The sequence below is a fragment of the Oceaniglobus indicus genome, from assembly GCF_002751875.1.
Classification (GTDB): domain Bacteria; phylum Pseudomonadota; class Alphaproteobacteria; order Rhodobacterales; family Rhodobacteraceae; genus Oceaniglobus; species Oceaniglobus indicus.
In genome coordinates this window covers 39610-55446 of the sequence record NZ_NMZM01000009.1, presented here as the reverse complement: position 1 = coordinate 55446, position 15837 = coordinate 39610, and the positions used below count along the sequence as shown (strand labels likewise).

The 15837-nt window shown below is 63.1% G+C and carries 14 protein-coding genes and 1 tRNA gene; 6 read left to right on the top strand and 9 right to left on the bottom strand.

The features are described from left to right. Nucleotides 1-4: 4 nt before the first annotated feature. The 3 genes from CFP68_RS14150 to CFP68_RS18485 form a co-directional block, all read right to left on the bottom strand. Nucleotides 5-502, bottom strand: a complete 498-nt coding sequence (locus CFP68_RS14150) for a division/cell wall cluster transcriptional repressor MraZ (protein WP_099827592.1) — start codon at nucleotides 500-502, stop codon at nucleotides 5-7. A gap of 696 nt (nucleotides 503-1198) precedes the next feature. Further along, nucleotides 1199-1771, bottom strand: a complete 573-nt coding sequence (locus CFP68_RS14145) for a P-loop NTPase (RefSeq protein ID WP_241524102.1) — start codon at nucleotides 1769-1771, stop codon at nucleotides 1199-1201. Beyond that, entirely contained in the window at nucleotides 1717-2037 is a 321-nt protein-coding gene (locus CFP68_RS18485) for an iron-sulfur cluster assembly protein (RefSeq protein WP_241524101.1), read from the bottom strand. The genes CFP68_RS14145 and CFP68_RS18485 overlap by 55 nt, the downstream gene beginning before the upstream one ends. Before the next feature lie 244 nt (nucleotides 2038-2281). Here CFP68_RS18485 and CFP68_RS14140 point away from each other — a divergent pair, with 244 nt between their 5' ends. Continuing rightward, complete coding sequence (locus CFP68_RS14140) at nucleotides 2282-2500, top strand: DUF1127 domain-containing protein (protein ID WP_099827591.1); 219 nt, start codon at nucleotides 2282-2284, stop codon at nucleotides 2498-2500. Nucleotides 2501-3085: 585 nt separating this feature from the next. On the opposite strand, the gene CFP68_RS14135 is transcribed toward CFP68_RS14140, so the two are convergent. Then, on the bottom strand, nucleotides 3086-5539 hold the full coding sequence (locus CFP68_RS14135; RefSeq protein WP_099827590.1) for an ATP-dependent helicase: 2454 nt from the start codon (nucleotides 5537-5539) through the stop codon (nucleotides 3086-3088). A 128-nt stretch (nucleotides 5540-5667) separates the two neighbouring features. Between CFP68_RS14135 and CFP68_RS14130 the strand changes: the two genes are divergently transcribed. After that, entirely contained in the window at nucleotides 5668-6801 is a 1134-nt protein-coding gene (locus tag CFP68_RS14130; RefSeq protein WP_099827695.1) for an alpha-hydroxy acid oxidase, read from the top strand. On the opposite strand, the gene CFP68_RS14125 is transcribed toward CFP68_RS14130, so the two are convergent. Together CFP68_RS14125 and CFP68_RS14120 are read right to left on the bottom strand one after the other, a co-directional pair. Further along, nucleotides 6786-7319 (bottom strand): DUF488 domain-containing protein, encoded by a 534-nt coding sequence (locus tag CFP68_RS14125; protein WP_099827589.1) that lies wholly within the window; start codon nucleotides 7317-7319, stop codon nucleotides 6786-6788. The two genes, CFP68_RS14130 and CFP68_RS14125, sit on opposite strands and share 16 nt — an antisense overlap. Further along, nucleotides 7316-7528, bottom strand: a complete 213-nt coding sequence (locus CFP68_RS14120) for a hypervirulence associated TUDOR domain-containing protein (RefSeq protein ID WP_099827694.1) — start codon at nucleotides 7526-7528, stop codon at nucleotides 7316-7318. Before CFP68_RS14120 ends, CFP68_RS14125 begins: the two co-directional genes overlap by 4 nt. 165 nt (nucleotides 7529-7693) lie before the next feature. On the opposite strand from CFP68_RS14120, the gene CFP68_RS14115 reads away from it, so the two are divergent. From CFP68_RS14115 to CFP68_RS14100, 4 genes are all read left to right on the top strand, one after another. Beyond that, the gene (locus tag CFP68_RS14115; RefSeq protein ID WP_099827588.1) at nucleotides 7694-8395 is read left to right on the top strand and encodes a PAS domain-containing protein; all 702 of its coding nucleotides are present in this window, start codon (nucleotides 7694-7696) and stop codon (nucleotides 8393-8395) included. A gap of 66 nt (nucleotides 8396-8461) precedes the next feature. Further along, nucleotides 8462-11908: a pyruvate carboxylase gene (locus CFP68_RS14110; protein WP_099827587.1), complete on the top strand. Its 3447-nt coding sequence runs from the start codon at nucleotides 8462-8464 to the stop codon at nucleotides 11906-11908. A 92-nt stretch (nucleotides 11909-12000) separates the two neighbouring features. Continuing rightward, nucleotides 12001-12075 (top strand) — tRNA-Gly (locus CFP68_RS14105). A 382-nt stretch (nucleotides 12076-12457) separates the two neighbouring features. Beyond that, nucleotides 12458-13210, top strand: coding sequence for a FadR/GntR family transcriptional regulator (locus CFP68_RS14100; protein ID WP_099827586.1), 753 nt, complete (start codon nucleotides 12458-12460; stop codon nucleotides 13208-13210). Between the two features lie 8 nt (nucleotides 13211-13218). Here CFP68_RS14100 and CFP68_RS14095 read toward each other — a convergent pair whose 3' ends face one another. From CFP68_RS14095 to CFP68_RS14085, 3 genes are read right to left on the bottom strand one after another with little or no spacing between them, the layout of a single operon-like run. Further along, nucleotides 13219-13965, bottom strand: a complete 747-nt coding sequence (locus CFP68_RS14095; protein ID WP_099827585.1) for an SDR family NAD(P)-dependent oxidoreductase — start codon at nucleotides 13963-13965, stop codon at nucleotides 13219-13221. A 35-nt stretch (nucleotides 13966-14000) separates the two neighbouring features. Further along, nucleotides 14001-15296 carry a TRAP transporter large permease gene (locus CFP68_RS14090; protein WP_099827584.1) on the bottom strand — a complete coding sequence of 432 codons (1296 nt, stop codon included), beginning with the start codon at nucleotides 15294-15296 and terminating at the stop codon, nucleotides 14001-14003. Nucleotides 15297-15301: 5 nt separating this feature from the next. Beyond that, nucleotides 15302-15793, bottom strand: coding sequence for a TRAP transporter small permease (locus CFP68_RS14085; RefSeq protein ID WP_158234180.1), 492 nt, complete (start codon nucleotides 15791-15793; stop codon nucleotides 15302-15304). Nucleotides 15794-15837: the final 44 nt, after the last annotated feature.

The following is a 15837-nucleotide window of genomic DNA, read 5'->3' as shown; positions in this document are numbered from 1 at the left end:
CGGATCAATCCACGTCGCCCGCCAACCAGACCGATGCGTCGAGATCGGGATCAAAGTCATCCTCGGCCTTGAGGTTGGTGACGCCTTCGGTGTCATAGCTGGCCGGGTTCCAGATCTCGAAGGTATCGACGCTGCCGACGACCTTGGCCATGTCGGTGAGCCCGAGTTTCTCGCGCAGCTTCGCGCTCAGCACGATACGACCCGTATCGTCGAGCGTCGCATACAGCGTTTTCTGGGCGTAAAGTTCGCGCAGGCTCTGGCTCTTGGCCGATCCACGCGGCATCCGCGCGACGGCCTTCAACACCTTGAGAAGGTCGGCGACGGGAAAAACTTCGAGGTAATTGCGCTTTGCATCGCCATAGACGATGGCCATCGTCGCGTTCTTGCCGGGTTCCCACTTGGGGTCGCCCTCTTCGATCACGCGACGGAAATCGGCCGGTATCGACACCCTGCCCTTGGTGTCGATCTTGTTGTCGTGTTCGCCGATGAACACTCCGTACACGACCGATGCATCCTTTTCTTCTGCCCGCCCCAGGTTTGTGCTAAGGTGAAGGTGAAACGAAGACGGCGAACCGAACTGCTGCCACTGTTCGGTCCGCCGCCTGGATCCCGTTTCCGGGGTTTTTCCGACTGCGCGCGCCACCTGGGGGGATGTCTGCTCGCCCGCGCGCCGGATCTCTGTTCATCAAGAGGAAGCGTGCCTGTATGAAGCCTGCCATGTCTTTGTTTTTCTTAGTGCTTTCGGGATCTTTTCGTGTCCCTTCCGCTGCCCTCTCGATGAGGTAGGGATGCCATGGGAAATCATGGGAAACAACAGAAATATGCGGCTGAGATTTCCAACAGATTGTTGTTGCAATTTTACATCTAATATTAACCAACGTTAAATCAGTGTGTTACGGCGTAAACTTGTTGTGATCAAATTGATCAGCACCAGATATTGTGCGCATCTCATGGCAAGATTTTTTCCGGCGCCAAGGAACGCGCCGCAGGACTCAGCGTTATCCACAGGGTTACACACAGCTGGCACTCGAATCTGAGGGGAATCGGCCCACCAGATTCGAACGATGCGCGCCGATTCTGCGGATGCCATCCCGAATCTCGGATGCTCCCTTCGACCGAAGACCAAGCAATCACCCACCAGAAATGGAAAACCCCCGAAATGGCCGAGCGTTTCCCATGCCTTCCCAAATCCGATTGATCAGCCGGCCAGCTTTCCCATGAGGTCCCGCGCCCGACGCCCGAAGTGGCCCGTCTCGGCGTCCCCGCACAACGCGACCGGTGTTCTGGCGTGTTTCGCCAGTCGCGCCTTCGGCGTCAGGGGCAAGGCGGCCAGCAACGGCACGCAAGGGTTCTGCGCCTCGGCCGCTATGCCGCCGCCTCCGAAGATATGTGACTGGCCGTCGCAATGTGGGCAGGTGAACGCCGACATGTTCGCCACCAAGGCCAGAACCGGCGTGTCCAGCGGCCTGTGTGCATCCAGAAGCGCGACGTCCTGGGGTGTCGACACCATAAGGACGCCGTCCGCGGCATAGCGCTGACAAATGGTAAGGGGCGCACCGTAGGTCTCGGACGGCAGGTCGACCAGCAGGACGTCCAACGCGCCCCAGGCCACCTGTCCCGGCATCTGTTGCAGTGCACCCATCGGGCCACGCCGGATCACCGAACCCGCCTGATCCGGCATCAGGCCGATCGACATCAGGGTGGCGCCATGGGCCGTTACCGGCTGGACAATATCGCCATCGGTCGAAACCGGACGGGCGGACACGCCCATGTGCGACTGCGGCGCGCCTTGACTGTCGGCATCCGGAAGTCCGCCACCGACACCCTTGCCAGATCGGCCACCACCTTTTCGGCCGCAGTCCGGACACACGCGATCGCGCGCGCGATTTCGGGTGTCGGCGCCTCGATCACGAACCGCACGGCCCCATCCGGCGCGATCGTCAGCGCGCGGATCAGATCTGCCGGCACCAAGTTCCTTCGATCCGGCAGTGCGACCTGCGCAAGGGCCTTCAGGATCTGTTCACGGGTGATGGCCATGTCTGACACCTTTCTGTCGGTGTCGGCGCAAACTGCACCTTCGATCCCGGTCACACGGGCACGATCCGTTCGGGGTGCCCCCATAACCCCTTAAAAACACTTGCCGTTAGGTCAACACCACTTATGCAAATGCCGCATGGCAGCATTGCCTTTTTCATCATTGTGCAAGTGCAGCATATGCCTATCTTCAGTCTCAACGGAGCGCAGCACAACACAGCGAGCGCCCACATGATGAGGTAGAGACATGGCTTACACAGCGACGCACCAAACCGCCACACGCGGCAACACCGGCCGGTTCGCGGCCACGATGAATTCCCTTCGGGTGCGCCTGGCGCAGTATCGCGTCTATCGCCGCACCCTGAACGAACTCGAGCGCCTGAGCGATCGCGACCTCGCGGACCTCGGCATCTCGCGCTCGATGATCACAACGGTCTCGGCCGACGCCGCTTACGGCAACAACTGAGACAGGCATCGGACGGCTCCACCTCCTCCCGGGGCCTTCTGTTCCTGCGGTGACACTCACCTCCTCCCGGGTGTCACCGTTTTTTACACCGGGTTTCGTCCTGACCGGACGCACACCCAGAGCCACGCGGACCGGATCCTCCCTCCGGCACCCGCGTTTCCAGAGCGGCGGTGTCCACCTCCTCCCGGGCATCGCCGCCTCTGGCCGAGTTAGCGGCCAATCCAGGCTGCACAAGTTCCGCGCAACCGATCCTCCCATCGGGGTCCGCGGGAACACAGGCCGCGATGTCCACCTCCTCCCGGGCATCGCGGCGCGTCATTCACGGCGAAGCCATTCAGGCACCGCCACGAGATACGTCCGATCCCGATCCTCCCTCGGGAAAAGGCGTTACGCAGACTGCGGCCCCGTCCTCCCCGGGGTCGCAGGCTCTGCGAGGTTTTCGGAACCGGCAGCTTCTGCCGTTCCACCGAAATCCAAGAGGGTCGGATCCTCCCTCCGCACCTTTTGGCCAGACACCGGCGCTTTCCTCCCGAAGCACCGGTGTCTTTTCGTTTCAGACCTGTTGCGATCACATCCTTGGCCGGTTCAGAACGGCACATCCCCGGCGCGCGATGCCTCGACGACGAACTTGGCCACAACCTTTTTCGCCCCGGCCTTGTCAAATTCGATGTCCAGCTTGTCACCCTCGACCCCCATCACGGTGCCATAGCCGAACTTGGTGTGAAACACCCGGTCCCCGGCGGTAAAGGCGGACACGGCGGTGGCGTCGATGGTCATGTTGCGCTGTTCGCGCGGCTGGCTCATCGGGCGCGAGGCGCTGCGCGCCTGCATCCGTTTCCATCCCGGCGAGTTGTAGACATCCGCATCCTTCACCCGCTGGTGAAGATCCGATTGCGCCCCCAGCGCAATCGACGGCGACGCCGAAGCCGCCATGCCGGCCGCACCATAGCCGCCGCCATACAAGCCCGGCGGGGTCAGAACATCGACATGCGCTTCGGGCAATTCGTCGATGAACCGCGACGGCAGCGCCGATTGCCACTGGCCATAGACCCGGCGGTTGGCGGCAAAGCTGATTGTCGCCAGGCGTTCCGCACGGGTGATGCCGACATAGGCAAGGCGGCGTTCCTCCTCCAGTCCCTTCAGGCCCGATTCGTCCATCGACCGTTGCGACGGAAACAGCCCGTCTTCCCAGCCGGGCAGGAACACGGCGGGAAACTCCAGCCCCTTGGCGGCGTGCAGTGTCATGATCGACACCTTTTCGCCCTGTTCGCCCTGTTCGTTGTCCATGATCAGCGAGACATGTTCGAGGAACCCCTGAAGGTTGTCGAACTGCTCCAGCGCCTTCACCAATTCCTTGAGGTTTTCCAGGCGGCCCGGCGCTTCGGGGGTCTTGTCGTTCTGCCAATGGGCGACATATCCCGATTCTTCCAGGATCTGTTCGGCCAGTTCGATATGGCTGATCCCCGGTCCGTCGGGCGTTATCGCCTCGACCACGTCGGGATCGCCGACCGTCCCGGTCGCCGCGATCTGGCGCATGGCAAGATCGTGCCAGCGGTCGATCCCGTCGATCAGGTGGCGCAGCGCGCCCGCACCCTTGCCGCCGATTCCGCCTTCGCTCAGCAGGATCCGCGCGCCGTCGACCAAGGTCGCGCCGTTGCTCCGCGCGGCGATCTGGATGTTCTTCTGCGCCTTGTCGCCAAGCCCGCGTTTCGGGGTGTTCACGATCCGCTCGAACGCCAGATCGTCCTCGGGCGATACGGCCAGCCGGAAATAGGCCATGGCATCGCGAATTTCGAGCCGTTCATAGAATCGCGGCCCGCCGATCACCCGGTACGGCAGACCGATGGTCAGGAAACGATCCTCGAACGCGCGCATCTGGTGCGACGCGCGCACCAGAATCGCCATGTCGTCCAAAGATGTCGCCGCACCGTCACGCGCCCCGCGTTGCAACGCCTCGACCTCCTCGCCGATCCAGCGTGCTTCTTCCTCGCCGTCCCAATGGCCGATCAGGCGGACCTTCTCGCCCTCGGTCAGGTCGGTGAACAACGTCTTGCCCAGCCGCCCCTGGTTGGCGTCGATCACGCCGGACGCCGCGGCCAGGATATGCGGGGTCGAACGGTAGTTCTGTTCCAGCCGCACCACATGGGCGCCGGGAAAATCCTTTTCGAACCGCAGGATGTTGCCCACCTCGGCGCCCCGCCAGCCATAGATCGACTGATCGTCATCGCCGACGCAACAGATGTTCTTGTGCTCCTGCGCCAGAAGCCGCAACCAGATGTATTGCGCGACGTTCGTGTCCTGGTATTCGTCGACAAGGATGAATTTGAACCACCGCTGGTATTGCGCCAGAACGTCGGGATGCTGCTGAAAGATCGTCACGACGTGCAGCAGCAGGTCACCGAAATCGGTGGCGTTCAGGGTTTTCAGCCGCTGCTGGTAGTAATCGTAAAGTTCGGTGCCGCGGTTGTTGAAGGCCCCGGCATCGGCCGCCGGGACCTTTTCCGGCGTCAGCGCGCGGTTCTTCCAGCCATCGATGATCCCTGCCAACTGGCGCGCGGGCCAACGTTTTTCGTCGATGTTCTCAGCCAGAATCAGCTGTTTCATCAGACGGATCTGATCGTCGGTGTCCAGAATCGTGAAATTCGACTTCAGCCCGACCAGTTCGGCGTGCCGGCGCAGCAACTTGACACAGATCGCGTGAAAGGTGCCCAGCCACGGCATCCCCTCGACCGTCTGGCCCAACAGGCGCCCTACACGTTCTTTCATCTCGCGCGCGGCCTTGTTGGTGAAGGTGACGGCGAGGATCTCGTTCGGCCTGGCCCGACCGGTCGTCATCAGGTGGGCGATTCGCGCGGTCAGCGCCTTGGTCTTGCCGGTGCCTGCCCCGGCCAGCATCAGCACCGGACCGTCGAGCGTTTCGACCGCCTTGCGCTGTGCGGGGTTCAGATCGTCCAGATAGGGCGCACGCGCCCCGGCCATTGCCCGCTGGCTCAGCGGCACAGCCGCCTCGAAGGCATCGCTTTCGTCGAAATCATCCATGGCGCACAGTATAATGGGCGATAACGCCAAGGGAAAGGTCTGTTCGCGGTATGTTCTGCCATCGGACGCGGGTTTCCTGTGGACGTTCGGTTCCAACTTGGGGAATGTTCGCGCGACCGGAGCATGCCATGACCCTTGAAAAAGACTTTCCCGCCCTGACAGACCTGCGTGACCGCGCGCGCCGCCGCCTGCCCCGCTTCGTGTGGGAATACCTCGACAGCGGCACCGGCGCCGAAACCGCCGCGCCGCGCAGCGCCGCCGCCCTGGCCCGGGTCGAGATGACGCCGCGCGCCCTGTGCGGCGTGCAGGAGGCCGATCTGTCGGTGCAATTGCTGGGGCGGCGATACCCCCTGCCCTTCGGGTTCGCGCCGGTGGGCATGTCCGGGCTGATCTGGCCCGACGCCGAAGGCATCCTGGCCCGTCTGGCCGCGCGCGAAGGCATCCCCTTCGGCCTGTCCACGGTCGCGGCGCAATCGCCCGAGGACGTGGCCCCCCATATCGGCGATCAGGGCTGGTTCCAGCTTTATGCGCCGGGCGAGCCCGAGATCCGCACCGACATGCTGAACCGGGCGCGGGATGCGGGGTTTCACACGCTGATCCTGACGGCGGACGTCCCGAAGGCCAGCCGCCGTGAACGGCTGACCCGGGCCGGGGTGACCAACCCCATGCGCATGAGCCCGCGCATTCTGGCCCAGGTTGCCGTATCCCCCGCATGGGCCATGGGGATGGCGCGCCAAGGCATGCCGAGCCTGCGGTTCCTTGAGAAATACGGCGACACCAAGACCGCGCGCAGCGGCACCGGGCACATCGGATACCAATTGCGCACCGCGCCCGACTGGGCATACCTCGAGGCGGTCAAGCGGGAATGGGACGGCCCGGTTGTGGTCAAGGGCGTGCTGTCGGCCGACGATGCGCGCCGCATCGCCGGGATTGCCGATGCGGTCTGGGTGTCGAACCACGGCGGGCGACAGTTCGATGCCGCCCCGCCACCGGTGACCGTGCTGCCCGCGATTCGCGACGCGGTCGGCCCGCAATATCCGCTGATCGCCGATGGCGCGGTGCAAAGTGCGACGGACATCCTGCGCCTGCTGTCGCGCGGCGCCGACTTCGTGATGCTGGGCCGCGCGGTGCACTGGGGGCTGGGCGCGTTCGGCGCACGGGGCGCGGCCCATGTGGTCGATATCCTGCGTGCGGGATTGATCGCGGACATGGCGCAACTGGGCATCGCGGATCTGGGCGCGTTGCGTCACGCCGCGGGATAGACGACCTTGCCATCGGCGCGCACGCAGGCACCGCGCGTCATCTCGGCGGCATCGATCCGTTCCGACCCCATCAGATGATCGACCGCGTGTCCGGCGGCCAGAAAATGGTCGGTGATGATGCGCCGATGGCACCGCCACCAGACGGCCTCGGAACACATCATCGCCAGTCGGCGCTTTTCGCCTTCCGCCAGAAGTGCGCGAAACGCCGCGCCGAACGTGTCACCCAGCGCGTAATCGGCATAGTTCTGAAAACTGCGCACCCGCCACATGGCATTGGTCGCCTCGTCCACGTCCGGCTGCCTGTTCCGTCGCCCGCCAAGGTCGGGCATGTGGCAATAGCCGATCTGGACCTTCTCGAGGTCATCAGGCAGTGAATCGATGTTGAACGCCGGATTGCTGCGCGAACGGGGGAACGAACGCACATCGACCACCAGATCGACGCGCCCGTGCCGCAGGATGTCCAGAAACTCGTCCAGCGGCCGGTTCGAGTGGCCGACCGAGGCGAATCGGGCCGTCATTCATCGACCTTTTTCAGCGCGTCCTCCTTATGGGCCGCGATGTGATCGGTCTTGTCGCTTTCGATCTCGTATTGCGGCTCGTCCTTGCTGGCGCGGCGCTGGTGGCCCTTGTACTTGAAATCGCTCTCGTGGATCTTGGTGATCTTGCCGCTCACGTGGCCGGCCTCCGAATTCCAGGTGACGTGATCTCCGACTGAAAACTTTGCCATGGTCATCTCCTTTCAGGATCAGAACACCTGAACAGGCACCTGCGTTCCGTCCCGCCGGGCCGGGCGCGGAGCCGAAACCCGGAAACCGGCCGGGGCGCATTAATCGATCCTTTGAGAAATTCGATTATCGATGCCGTCAACGCGGATCATCGAACAGGTAACGACATGTTTTCACAGGAAACCGGGGCCGAACTGCGACTGGCCCTGAACGATTTCGACGTCCCGATGTTCGCCGCCGAACGTCGGCCGGGCGGCGTGTTCTTCCGGCTTCTGGCGATCAACGTCGCCCACGAGGCGGCATCGGGGATTTCGCACGAACACTCGGTCGGCAAGACCATCGACGAGCTTTTGCCGCCGGACGACGCGGCGCTGGTCAATGGCCGTTATACCATGTGCGCCGACAGCGGCGCGCCGCTGAGCTATGAGGAAGAACTGACGATGGACGGGCGGCGCCAGAAATGGAACACCGCGCTGTTCCCGTTCATCACGCCGAAGGGAAACCAGCGCGTCGTCGGCACCGCGGTCGTGGTCGACATGAACCGCGGGTTGCGTCAGGATCGCGGTTTCGACGACATCCGCGAACTGGCGATCCAGTCGTCGTTCCAGTTGTCGCGCGTGATCGCCTATCTGGACGCGGTGAACACGCCCGGCATGTCCGGTGCGGCGCGCGCCGGCGTCGACCTCGACTCGGTCCTGAACCTCTGCCGCTCGACCGACAGCATCCTGAACAGCATCCGCGCGGTGATCGAAGCACAGGCAACCCTGCGCGCCGCCCACGCCGAGGCCCGGGCCGCCCCCGCCACGCCGGATCGCACCCTGCGCCACACGTCACGAACCCTTGCCAATATGCTCAGCCAGCCGCCGTGAGTGCAAAAACAACTTTCCACGCCCGAACCTGCGGTTATGCTGCGCCTGCAAAAACAAGGGTGACGCATGGCCGACTTCAAGAAGATCCTCATCGCGAACCGCGGCGAAATCGCAATCCGCATCATGCGGGCGGCCAACGAGTTGGGAAAAAAGACAGTCGCGGTCTATGCCGAGGAGGACAAGCTGTGCCTGCACCGCTTCAAGGCTGACGAGGCGTATCGCATCGGCGCCGGTCTTGGCCCCGTCGCCGCATACCTGTCGATCGACGAGATCATCCGCGTCGCCAAGATGGCCGGCGCCGACGCGATCCATCCGGGCTATGGCCTGCTGTCCGAAAACCCGGATTTCGTGGATGCCTGCGTCGCCAACGGGATCGCCTTCATCGGGCCCCGGGCCGAAACCATGCGCGCCCTTGGCGACAAGGCCAGCGCGCGGCGCGTGGCGATCGAGGCCGGCGTGCCGGTCATCCCCGCGACCGAGGTGCTGGGCGATGACATGGCGAAGATCGCCCAGCAGGCCGAAGAGGTCGGGTATCCCCTGATGCTGAAGGCATCCTGGGGCGGCGGCGGACGCGGGATGCGCCCGATCAACGGCCCCGACGAGCTTGAGGAGAAGGTGCGCGAGGGCCGGCGCGAGGCCGAAGCCGCCTTCGGCAACGGCGAAGGCTATCTGGAAAAGATGATCCTGCGCGCCCGCCACGTCGAGGTGCAGATCCTCGGCGACAAGCACGGCGCCATCTATCACCTCTGGGAACGCGATTGTTCCGTGCAGCGGCGCAACCAGAAAGTCGTCGAACGCGCGCCCGCTCCCTATCTTTCCGCAGCGCAGCGCGAAAAGCTGTGCAACCTCGGCAAGAAGATCTGCGAGCACGTCGATTACGAATGCGCCGGCACCGTCGAATTCCTGATGGATATGGAATCGGGCGAGTTCTACTTCATCGAGGTGAACCCCCGTGTGCAGGTCGAACATACGGTGACCGAAGAAGTCACCGGCATCGACATCGTGCGCGCCCAGATCCTGATCGCCGAGGGCAAATCGCTGGTCGAAGCCACCGGCACGCCGTCGCAATATGACGTCCAGTTGCGCGGACACGCGATCCAGTGCCGCATCACCACCGAAGACCCGACCAACAATTTCATTCCCGATTACGGCCGCATCACCACCTATCGCAGCGCGACCGGCATGGGCATCCGGTTGGACGGTGGCACGGCCTATGCCGGTGCAGTGATCACGCGATATTACGATTCGCTTCTGGTCAAGGTCACGGCATCGGCCCCGACCCCCGAGGCGGCGATCGCCCGGATGGACCGCGCGCTGCGCGAATTCCGCATTCGCGGCGTCAGCACCAATATCTCGTTCGTCGAGAACCTGCTGAAGCATCCGGTATTCCTGAACAATGAATACCATACCAAGTTCATCGACCAGACGCCCGAGTTGTTCGATTTTGCTCCGCGCCGCGACCGCGCGACCAAGATCCTGACCTATATCGCCGACGTCACCGTGAACGGGCACCCCGAAACCGAAGGGCGCCCTGCCCCTGCCGCCGATGTGAAAACCCCGGTGCCGCCGAAACTGCGCACCGAGGATCCGGTGCCGGGCACCCGCCAGATCCTGGATCAGTTCGGCCCCGAAGCGGTCGCCGAGTGGATGGCCGAACAGAAACAGCTGCTGATCACCGACACGACCATGCGCGACGCGCACCAGTCGCTGATGGCGACGCGCATGCGTTCGCTGGACATGATCAAGATCGCGCCGGCTTATGCCGCCAACCTGCCACAGCTGTTTTCGGTCGAATGCTGGGGCGGTGCGACGTTCGACGTGGCCTATCGCTTCCTTCAGGAATGCCCGTGGCAGCGGCTGCGCGACATCCGGGCGCAGATGCCCAACCTGATGACGCAGATGCTGCTGCGTTCGTCCAACGGGGTCGGCTATACGAATTACCCCGACAACGTGGTGCAAAGCTTCATCGCACAGGCCGCCACCTCGGGGGTCGACGTGTTCCGCGTGTTCGACAGCCTGAACTGGGTCGAAAACATGCGCGTCGCCATGGATGCCGTGATCGCCGCCAACAAGGTCTGCGAAGGGACGATCTGTTACACAGGCGACCTCTTGAACCCGGACCGGGCAAAATACGATCTGAAATACTATGTCGAGATGGGCAAGGATCTGAAAAAGGCCGGCGCCCATGTTCTGGGCCTCAAGGACATGGCGGGACTGCTGAAGCCGGCATCGGCCCGTATCCTGATCAAGGCCCTGAAGGACGAGGTCGGCCTGCCGATCCACTTCCACACCCACGACACCGCAGGCATCGCCTGCGCCACCATCCTGGCCGCCTCGGAAGCGGGGGTCGACGCGGTGGATTGCGCCATGGACTCGCTGTCTGGCAACACGTCGCAGGCGACCTTCGGCACCATCGTCGAGGCGCTGGCCCACACCGATCGCGAAACCGGCATCGACATCGGCGCGGTGCGCGAAATCTCGAATTACTGGGAAACCGTGCGCGCCCATTACGCGGCCTTCGAGACCGGACAGCAGGCCCCGGCGTCCGAAGTCTATCTGCACGAGATGCCGGGCGGGCAGTTCACCAACCTCAAGGCCCAGGCGCGTTCCATGGGGCTCGAGGAACGCTGGCACGAGGTCGCGCAGACCTATGCCGACGTGAACCGGATGTTCGGCGACATCGTCAAGGTCACGCCATCGTCCAAGGTGGTGGGTGACATGGCACTGATGATGGTGTCCCAGGGCCTGACCCGCGAACAGGTCGAAGACCCCGAGATCGACGTGTCGTTCCCCGATTCCGTCATCGACATGATGCGCGGGTCGCTGGGCCAGCCCCCGGGCGGGTGGCCTGAGAAGATCCAGAAGAAGATCCTCAAGGATGAAAAGCCGATGACCGGCCGCCCCGGCCTTCACCTGAAACCCGTCGATCTGGAAGCGGCTCGCGCCGAAGCGGTCGCCGCCCTGGACGGTGCTGTCGAGATCGACGACGAGGATCTGAACGGATACCTGATGTATCCCAAGGTCTTCCTCGATTACCGCCGCCGCAATCTGGACTATGGGCCGGTGCGCACCCTGCCGACGCGCACGTTCTTTTACGGCATGGATGCGGGCGAAGAAATCACCGCTGAAATCGGCCCCGGCAAGACGCTTGAAATCCGCTGCCTCGCTCTGGGCGATACCGACGATACCGGACAGGCCAGAGTGTTCTTCGAGCTGAACGGCCAGCCACGGCTGATCCGGGTGCCGAACCGCAAGGCCACGGCCGTAAGCGCCGCACGTCCCAAGGCCGAAGCCGGCAACCCGGCCCATGTCGGCGCTCCGATGCCCGGCGTGGTGGCCAGCGTGGCCGCCGTGGTCGGCAAGACCGTGAACGAGGGCGATCTGCTGTTGACCATCGAGGCGATGAAGATGGAAACCGGGATCCACGCTGAACGGAAGGCCAAGATCAAGGCGGTCCATGTCACGCCCGGTGCCCAGATCGACGCCAAGGACCTGCTGATCGAGCTTGAGTGATCGCGGCCCGCGCACCCGCGGCGAAAATCTCGCCGCGGGCGCATTTTTCGCTTGCAGCCCGCCGGCGCTCTGGCTATCTCAGCGACAAGGAAGCGGGCGTAGCTCAGGGGTAGAGCATAACCTTGCCAAGGTTAGGGTCGGGCGTTCGAATCGCCTCGCCCGCTCCAAATAAACAATCGACGCAAACGATCAGACGTTTCCCGAACGGGGCCACCCACCCTCTTCAGGCCTGATCATCGGTTGTTGCGACGTTGATTATCACAGCATTGCGCGCGGGGGTTGGACATTGATCCGACCCTATTCGCGTTTCGGCTGACCCGCGGTCAGCCGAATCGGCGCGCGGTCCTTTGACGTTTCCCCAATGGTATGCGTTCCGACACGGGCGCCCGCCAGGGTCGAGACGAGCGCACTTTCCAGGCACAACCGAAGACCTAGTTCGATAACGTGAGAGCAACGTGGACTCGCCGCGCTTGCGACGTTATGATTTGTATGACAATTCGACGCAGGCGATGATGCTCATTCGTTCCGAAAACTCAAGAGGTTGCGCATTTGACCAATAGAAACTGGGCCGACAGCTTCAAGCTGCATCTTCGCGTGGGCGATCAGATCGGGCTGGCGATCATGCGGGGCGAGTTTGCGCCGGGCAGCATCCTGCCGACCGAGGCCCAGTTTTGTCAGACCCTCGGTGTCAGCCGCACGGCGGTTCGTGAGGCGGTTCGCGGGTTGATCGCGAAAGGCCTGGTCGAGGCGCGCTCGAAACTGGGGACGCGGGTGCGCGCGCCCGAGGACTGGAACCAGATGGACCCCGACGTGCTGAAGTGGCGCATCCAGCTGGCCGATACCTCGACCTACCTGGAAAAGATGTTTCAACTTCGCAACGCGGTCGAACCGGCGGCGGCAGAAAACGCCGCGATGTATGCGCGGGAGGTGGATCACGACCGCCTGAGCGAGGCATTCGGGTTGATGGAGGCCGCGGGCGACGACAACGCCGCCTGGGTCGAGGCGGATCTCGCCTTTCACAAATGCATCTATATCGCGACCCGGAACGAATTCTTCTGGCCCATCGGCCAGCTTTTTGAAATCGGCCTGCGCGAGATGTTCTCGATCGCGGCCCTGGGCCAGCATCGGCCCCGCGCTCTGGAAGAACATCGCGACCTGCGCGATGCGATCCTGCGAAAAGACCCGGCGGCCGCAAGAGAGGCCGCACAGGTCATGCTGGGCAATGCCAGGACGGACATCGACATCATCCGTGAACCGACCGGCACCAAGCCGAAGCGCAGTGCCGATCGTGCCGGAGAATGACGGCCCGCTCAGCCGGTGACGCGCATCGACATTCCGCCGTCCACGACAAGCGTTTCGCCGGTTATGAACTCGTTCTGGAGAAGCGTCATCATCGCTTCGGCCACATCGTCGACCGACCCCTCGCGCCGCAGCGGAATGCGGTTCTGCAGGTTGTGGGCCTGCGCCTCTTTCGTCATCGCGTCATGGAAACGGGTGCGGATGATGCCCGGGGCGATCACGTTCACCCGGATCCCCTCGACCCCGTGATCCATGGCCAGCGCCTTGGCCATCGGGATCAATGCGCCCTTCACGGTCTGATAGGCCACCGTGCCCGGACAACCCCTGATCCCTGCGACCGATGACACCAGCAGAACCGCCCCACCCTCTTTCGCCAGCAACGGATGTGCGGCCTGGAACAGGTGAAACACGGGATGCACGTGAATGGCGAAGGCCTGCATCCAGCTTTCTGTCTCCATCCCCGGAACCTTGCCGCCGGCCGGACCGCCCGCGGAATGGACCAGCATGTCGAGCCGGCCGAAACGGGCTTCGGTCTCGGCCACAAGCCGTGCGGCTTCGGCCGGCACCGACACGTCAGCCTCGACGATGACCACATTGTCGGCTCCGTGGGTCTCTTGCAGGGCACGCGCCTCGTCCGTCGTGCTGCGTCCGTTGATCACGACCCTGGATTTCTGTTGCAACAGGTGTTCCGCAAGGGCCAGACCGATGCCTCGCGTGCCCCCCGTGATCACGGCAACCTTTTCAGCCACGTCATACATTCGTCTTCTCCTTGTTACTGTGTCGAGTGATGATTTTATCGGGTGAGCGCCCAGGTCGGGATCGCGCTGGCCACCGGTGTCCAGAACACGACCAGCATCAAGACCGCGATTTCCGCCGCGATGAACGGCCAGACATAGCGTACCGTTTCGCGATACGGACAGCGCGCGATGCTTGAGGCGACGAACAGCAGGACCGCCACCGGTGGCGTTGTCGAGCCGATCTGCGTGGCAATCGTCAGCGCAAGGCCAAGCTGGAAGGGGTCGAGCCCGTAGGAGTTTCCGATCTGCACCGCGACCGGAACGCTGATGATAAGCACCGCCATGCTGTCGACGAACATGGTCAGCACCAGCATGACCAGAACCAGCAGCAGAAAGACGATCTGCGGATTGTCGGTCACGGCATAGATGTTGCGCAGCACGATCTGGTTGAAGTTCAGATAGGCCAGAAGCCACCCGAAACCGCCCGCGATCGCGATGATGCCCGACACCATGCACGTGGTCATTGCGGCGGCCAGGAAAATACGCGGAAGATCGGCAAGCTTGACGGTTCGATAGATGAAGAAGGCGATGATGAACGAATAGACGCAGGCGACGACTCCGGCTTCCGTGGCCGTAAAGATGCCGCCCAGGATGCCGCCGACGATGATCAGCGGCGCCAGCAATGCGGCCCAGACCCGCGGCAGCGCCCGCAGAACGGCCCCAAGGTGGAACGACCCTTCGCGGCTTTGCATCTCGGGGTATTTCTTCGCGTTCCGCGACTGGACCACGACGACCGCCATGAAGGCGACGCCCACCAGGATGCCGGGAATGATCCCGCCAAGGAACAGCCCGCCGATCGAGACATTGGCAAGCGAGCCATAGACGATCAACGTCATGCTGGGCGGGATGATCGCGCCGATCGTGCCGCTGGTTGCGGTAATGGCCGCGGCATACCCGGCCTTGTAGCCCTTTTCCTTCATCGCCGGAATGAGGACCGAGCCGATGGCCGAGGTATCAGCCGTCGAAGACCCCGACACGCCGGAAAACACCATCGAGGCGACGATATTGGCCTGGGCCAATCCGCCCCGCAGATGGCCGACAACGGTTTCGGCAAATTCCACCAGCTTGCGGCTGATCCCGCCGCGCGCCATGAGTTCACCGGCCAAGATGAAATAGGGCAAGGCAAGCAGGCTGAAGCTGTCGAGGGTGGTGAACATCTTTTGCGGGAACAACGCGAAGTTCAGCTCGGGCACCCCGGCGATGCCCCCCACCCCGATAAGGCCGAGGGCAAGAATGACGGGAATACCCGCAAAAATCATCACCAACAGCAGAACGAAAAGTCCGATCAACATCGCCTTCAGCTCCCGATGTGTTCTTTGGGAATATCGCGTCCCTGCACCGTGACCACGATGCGTCGCAGACTGACGAAGATCAGATAGACCATCCCGACCACCAGGCCGCCATAGGCCCAATCCATCGGCATACCCAATCCCGGGCTTTTCTGCCGGGCCAGCAGGGGCATCAACGTGTTGAGGCCATAGAGGACGGAACCCGCCAGCAGCAGCCACAGGAAATCGATCCCGAGCGAAAAGAGGCGACGACCCCGGGGCGAGAACCAGTCGTCCAGAAGGTCCATCCCGATGTGCATTCCACGCCGATAGGCCACGGGAATGCTCAGGAAAACCAGCCAGATCTGGCCGTATTTCTGAAACTCCTCACTCCAGCTCAGGGATGAGTTCAGGGCGTATCGGTTCAGAACCTGGGCCGTGCCAACGATGACGATGGCCAGGAAGATGACGAAGATCAGCGTCTCGACCAGGCGATCGATCTCTCGAAACAGGCGATGCATTGCACTCTCCGATGTCGGCAAAAAGGCTGCCCCGTTCAGGGACA

What these genes read in the sequence shown, in the direction of transcription:
- CFP68_RS18485 (WP_241524101.1), bottom strand. Translation starts at nt 2,037, where the DNA reads ATGGCCATCACCCGTGAACAGATCCTGAAGGCCCTTGCGCAGGTCGCA.
- CFP68_RS14110 (WP_099827587.1), top strand. Translation starts at nt 8,462, where the DNA reads ATGGCCGACTTCAAGAAGATCCTCATCGCGAACCGCGGCGAAATCGCA.
- CFP68_RS14140 (WP_099827591.1), top strand. Translation starts at nt 2,282, where the DNA reads ATGGCTTACACAGCGACGCACCAAACCGCCACACGCGGCAACACCGGC.
- CFP68_RS14145 (WP_241524102.1), bottom strand. Translation starts at nt 1,771, where the DNA reads ATGGGCGTGTCCGCCCGTCCGGTTTCGACCGATGGCGATATTGTCCAG.
- CFP68_RS14095 (WP_099827585.1), bottom strand. Translation starts at nt 13,965, where the DNA reads ATGTATGACGTGGCTGAAAAGGTTGCCGTGATCACGGGGGGCACGCGA.
- CFP68_RS14120 (WP_099827694.1), bottom strand. Translation starts at nt 7,528, where the DNA reads ATGGCAAAGTTTTCAGTCGGAGATCACGTCACCTGGAATTCGGAGGCC.
- CFP68_RS14085 (WP_158234180.1), bottom strand. Translation starts at nt 15,793, where the DNA reads ATGCATCGCCTGTTTCGAGAGATCGATCGCCTGGTCGAGACGCTGATC.
- CFP68_RS14135 (WP_099827590.1), bottom strand. Translation starts at nt 5,539, where the DNA reads ATGGATGATTTCGACGAAAGCGATGCCTTCGAGGCGGCTGTGCCGCTG.
- CFP68_RS14125 (WP_099827589.1), bottom strand. Translation starts at nt 7,319, where the DNA reads ATGACGGCCCGATTCGCCTCGGTCGGCCACTCGAACCGGCCGCTGGAC.
- CFP68_RS14090 (WP_099827584.1), bottom strand. Translation starts at nt 15,296, where the DNA reads ATGTTGATCGGACTTTTCGTTCTGCTGTTGGTGATGATTTTTGCGGGT.
- CFP68_RS14130 (WP_099827695.1), top strand. Translation starts at nt 5,668, where the DNA reads ATGACCCTTGAAAAAGACTTTCCCGCCCTGACAGACCTGCGTGACCGC.
- CFP68_RS14115 (WP_099827588.1), top strand. Translation starts at nt 7,694, where the DNA reads ATGTTTTCACAGGAAACCGGGGCCGAACTGCGACTGGCCCTGAACGAT.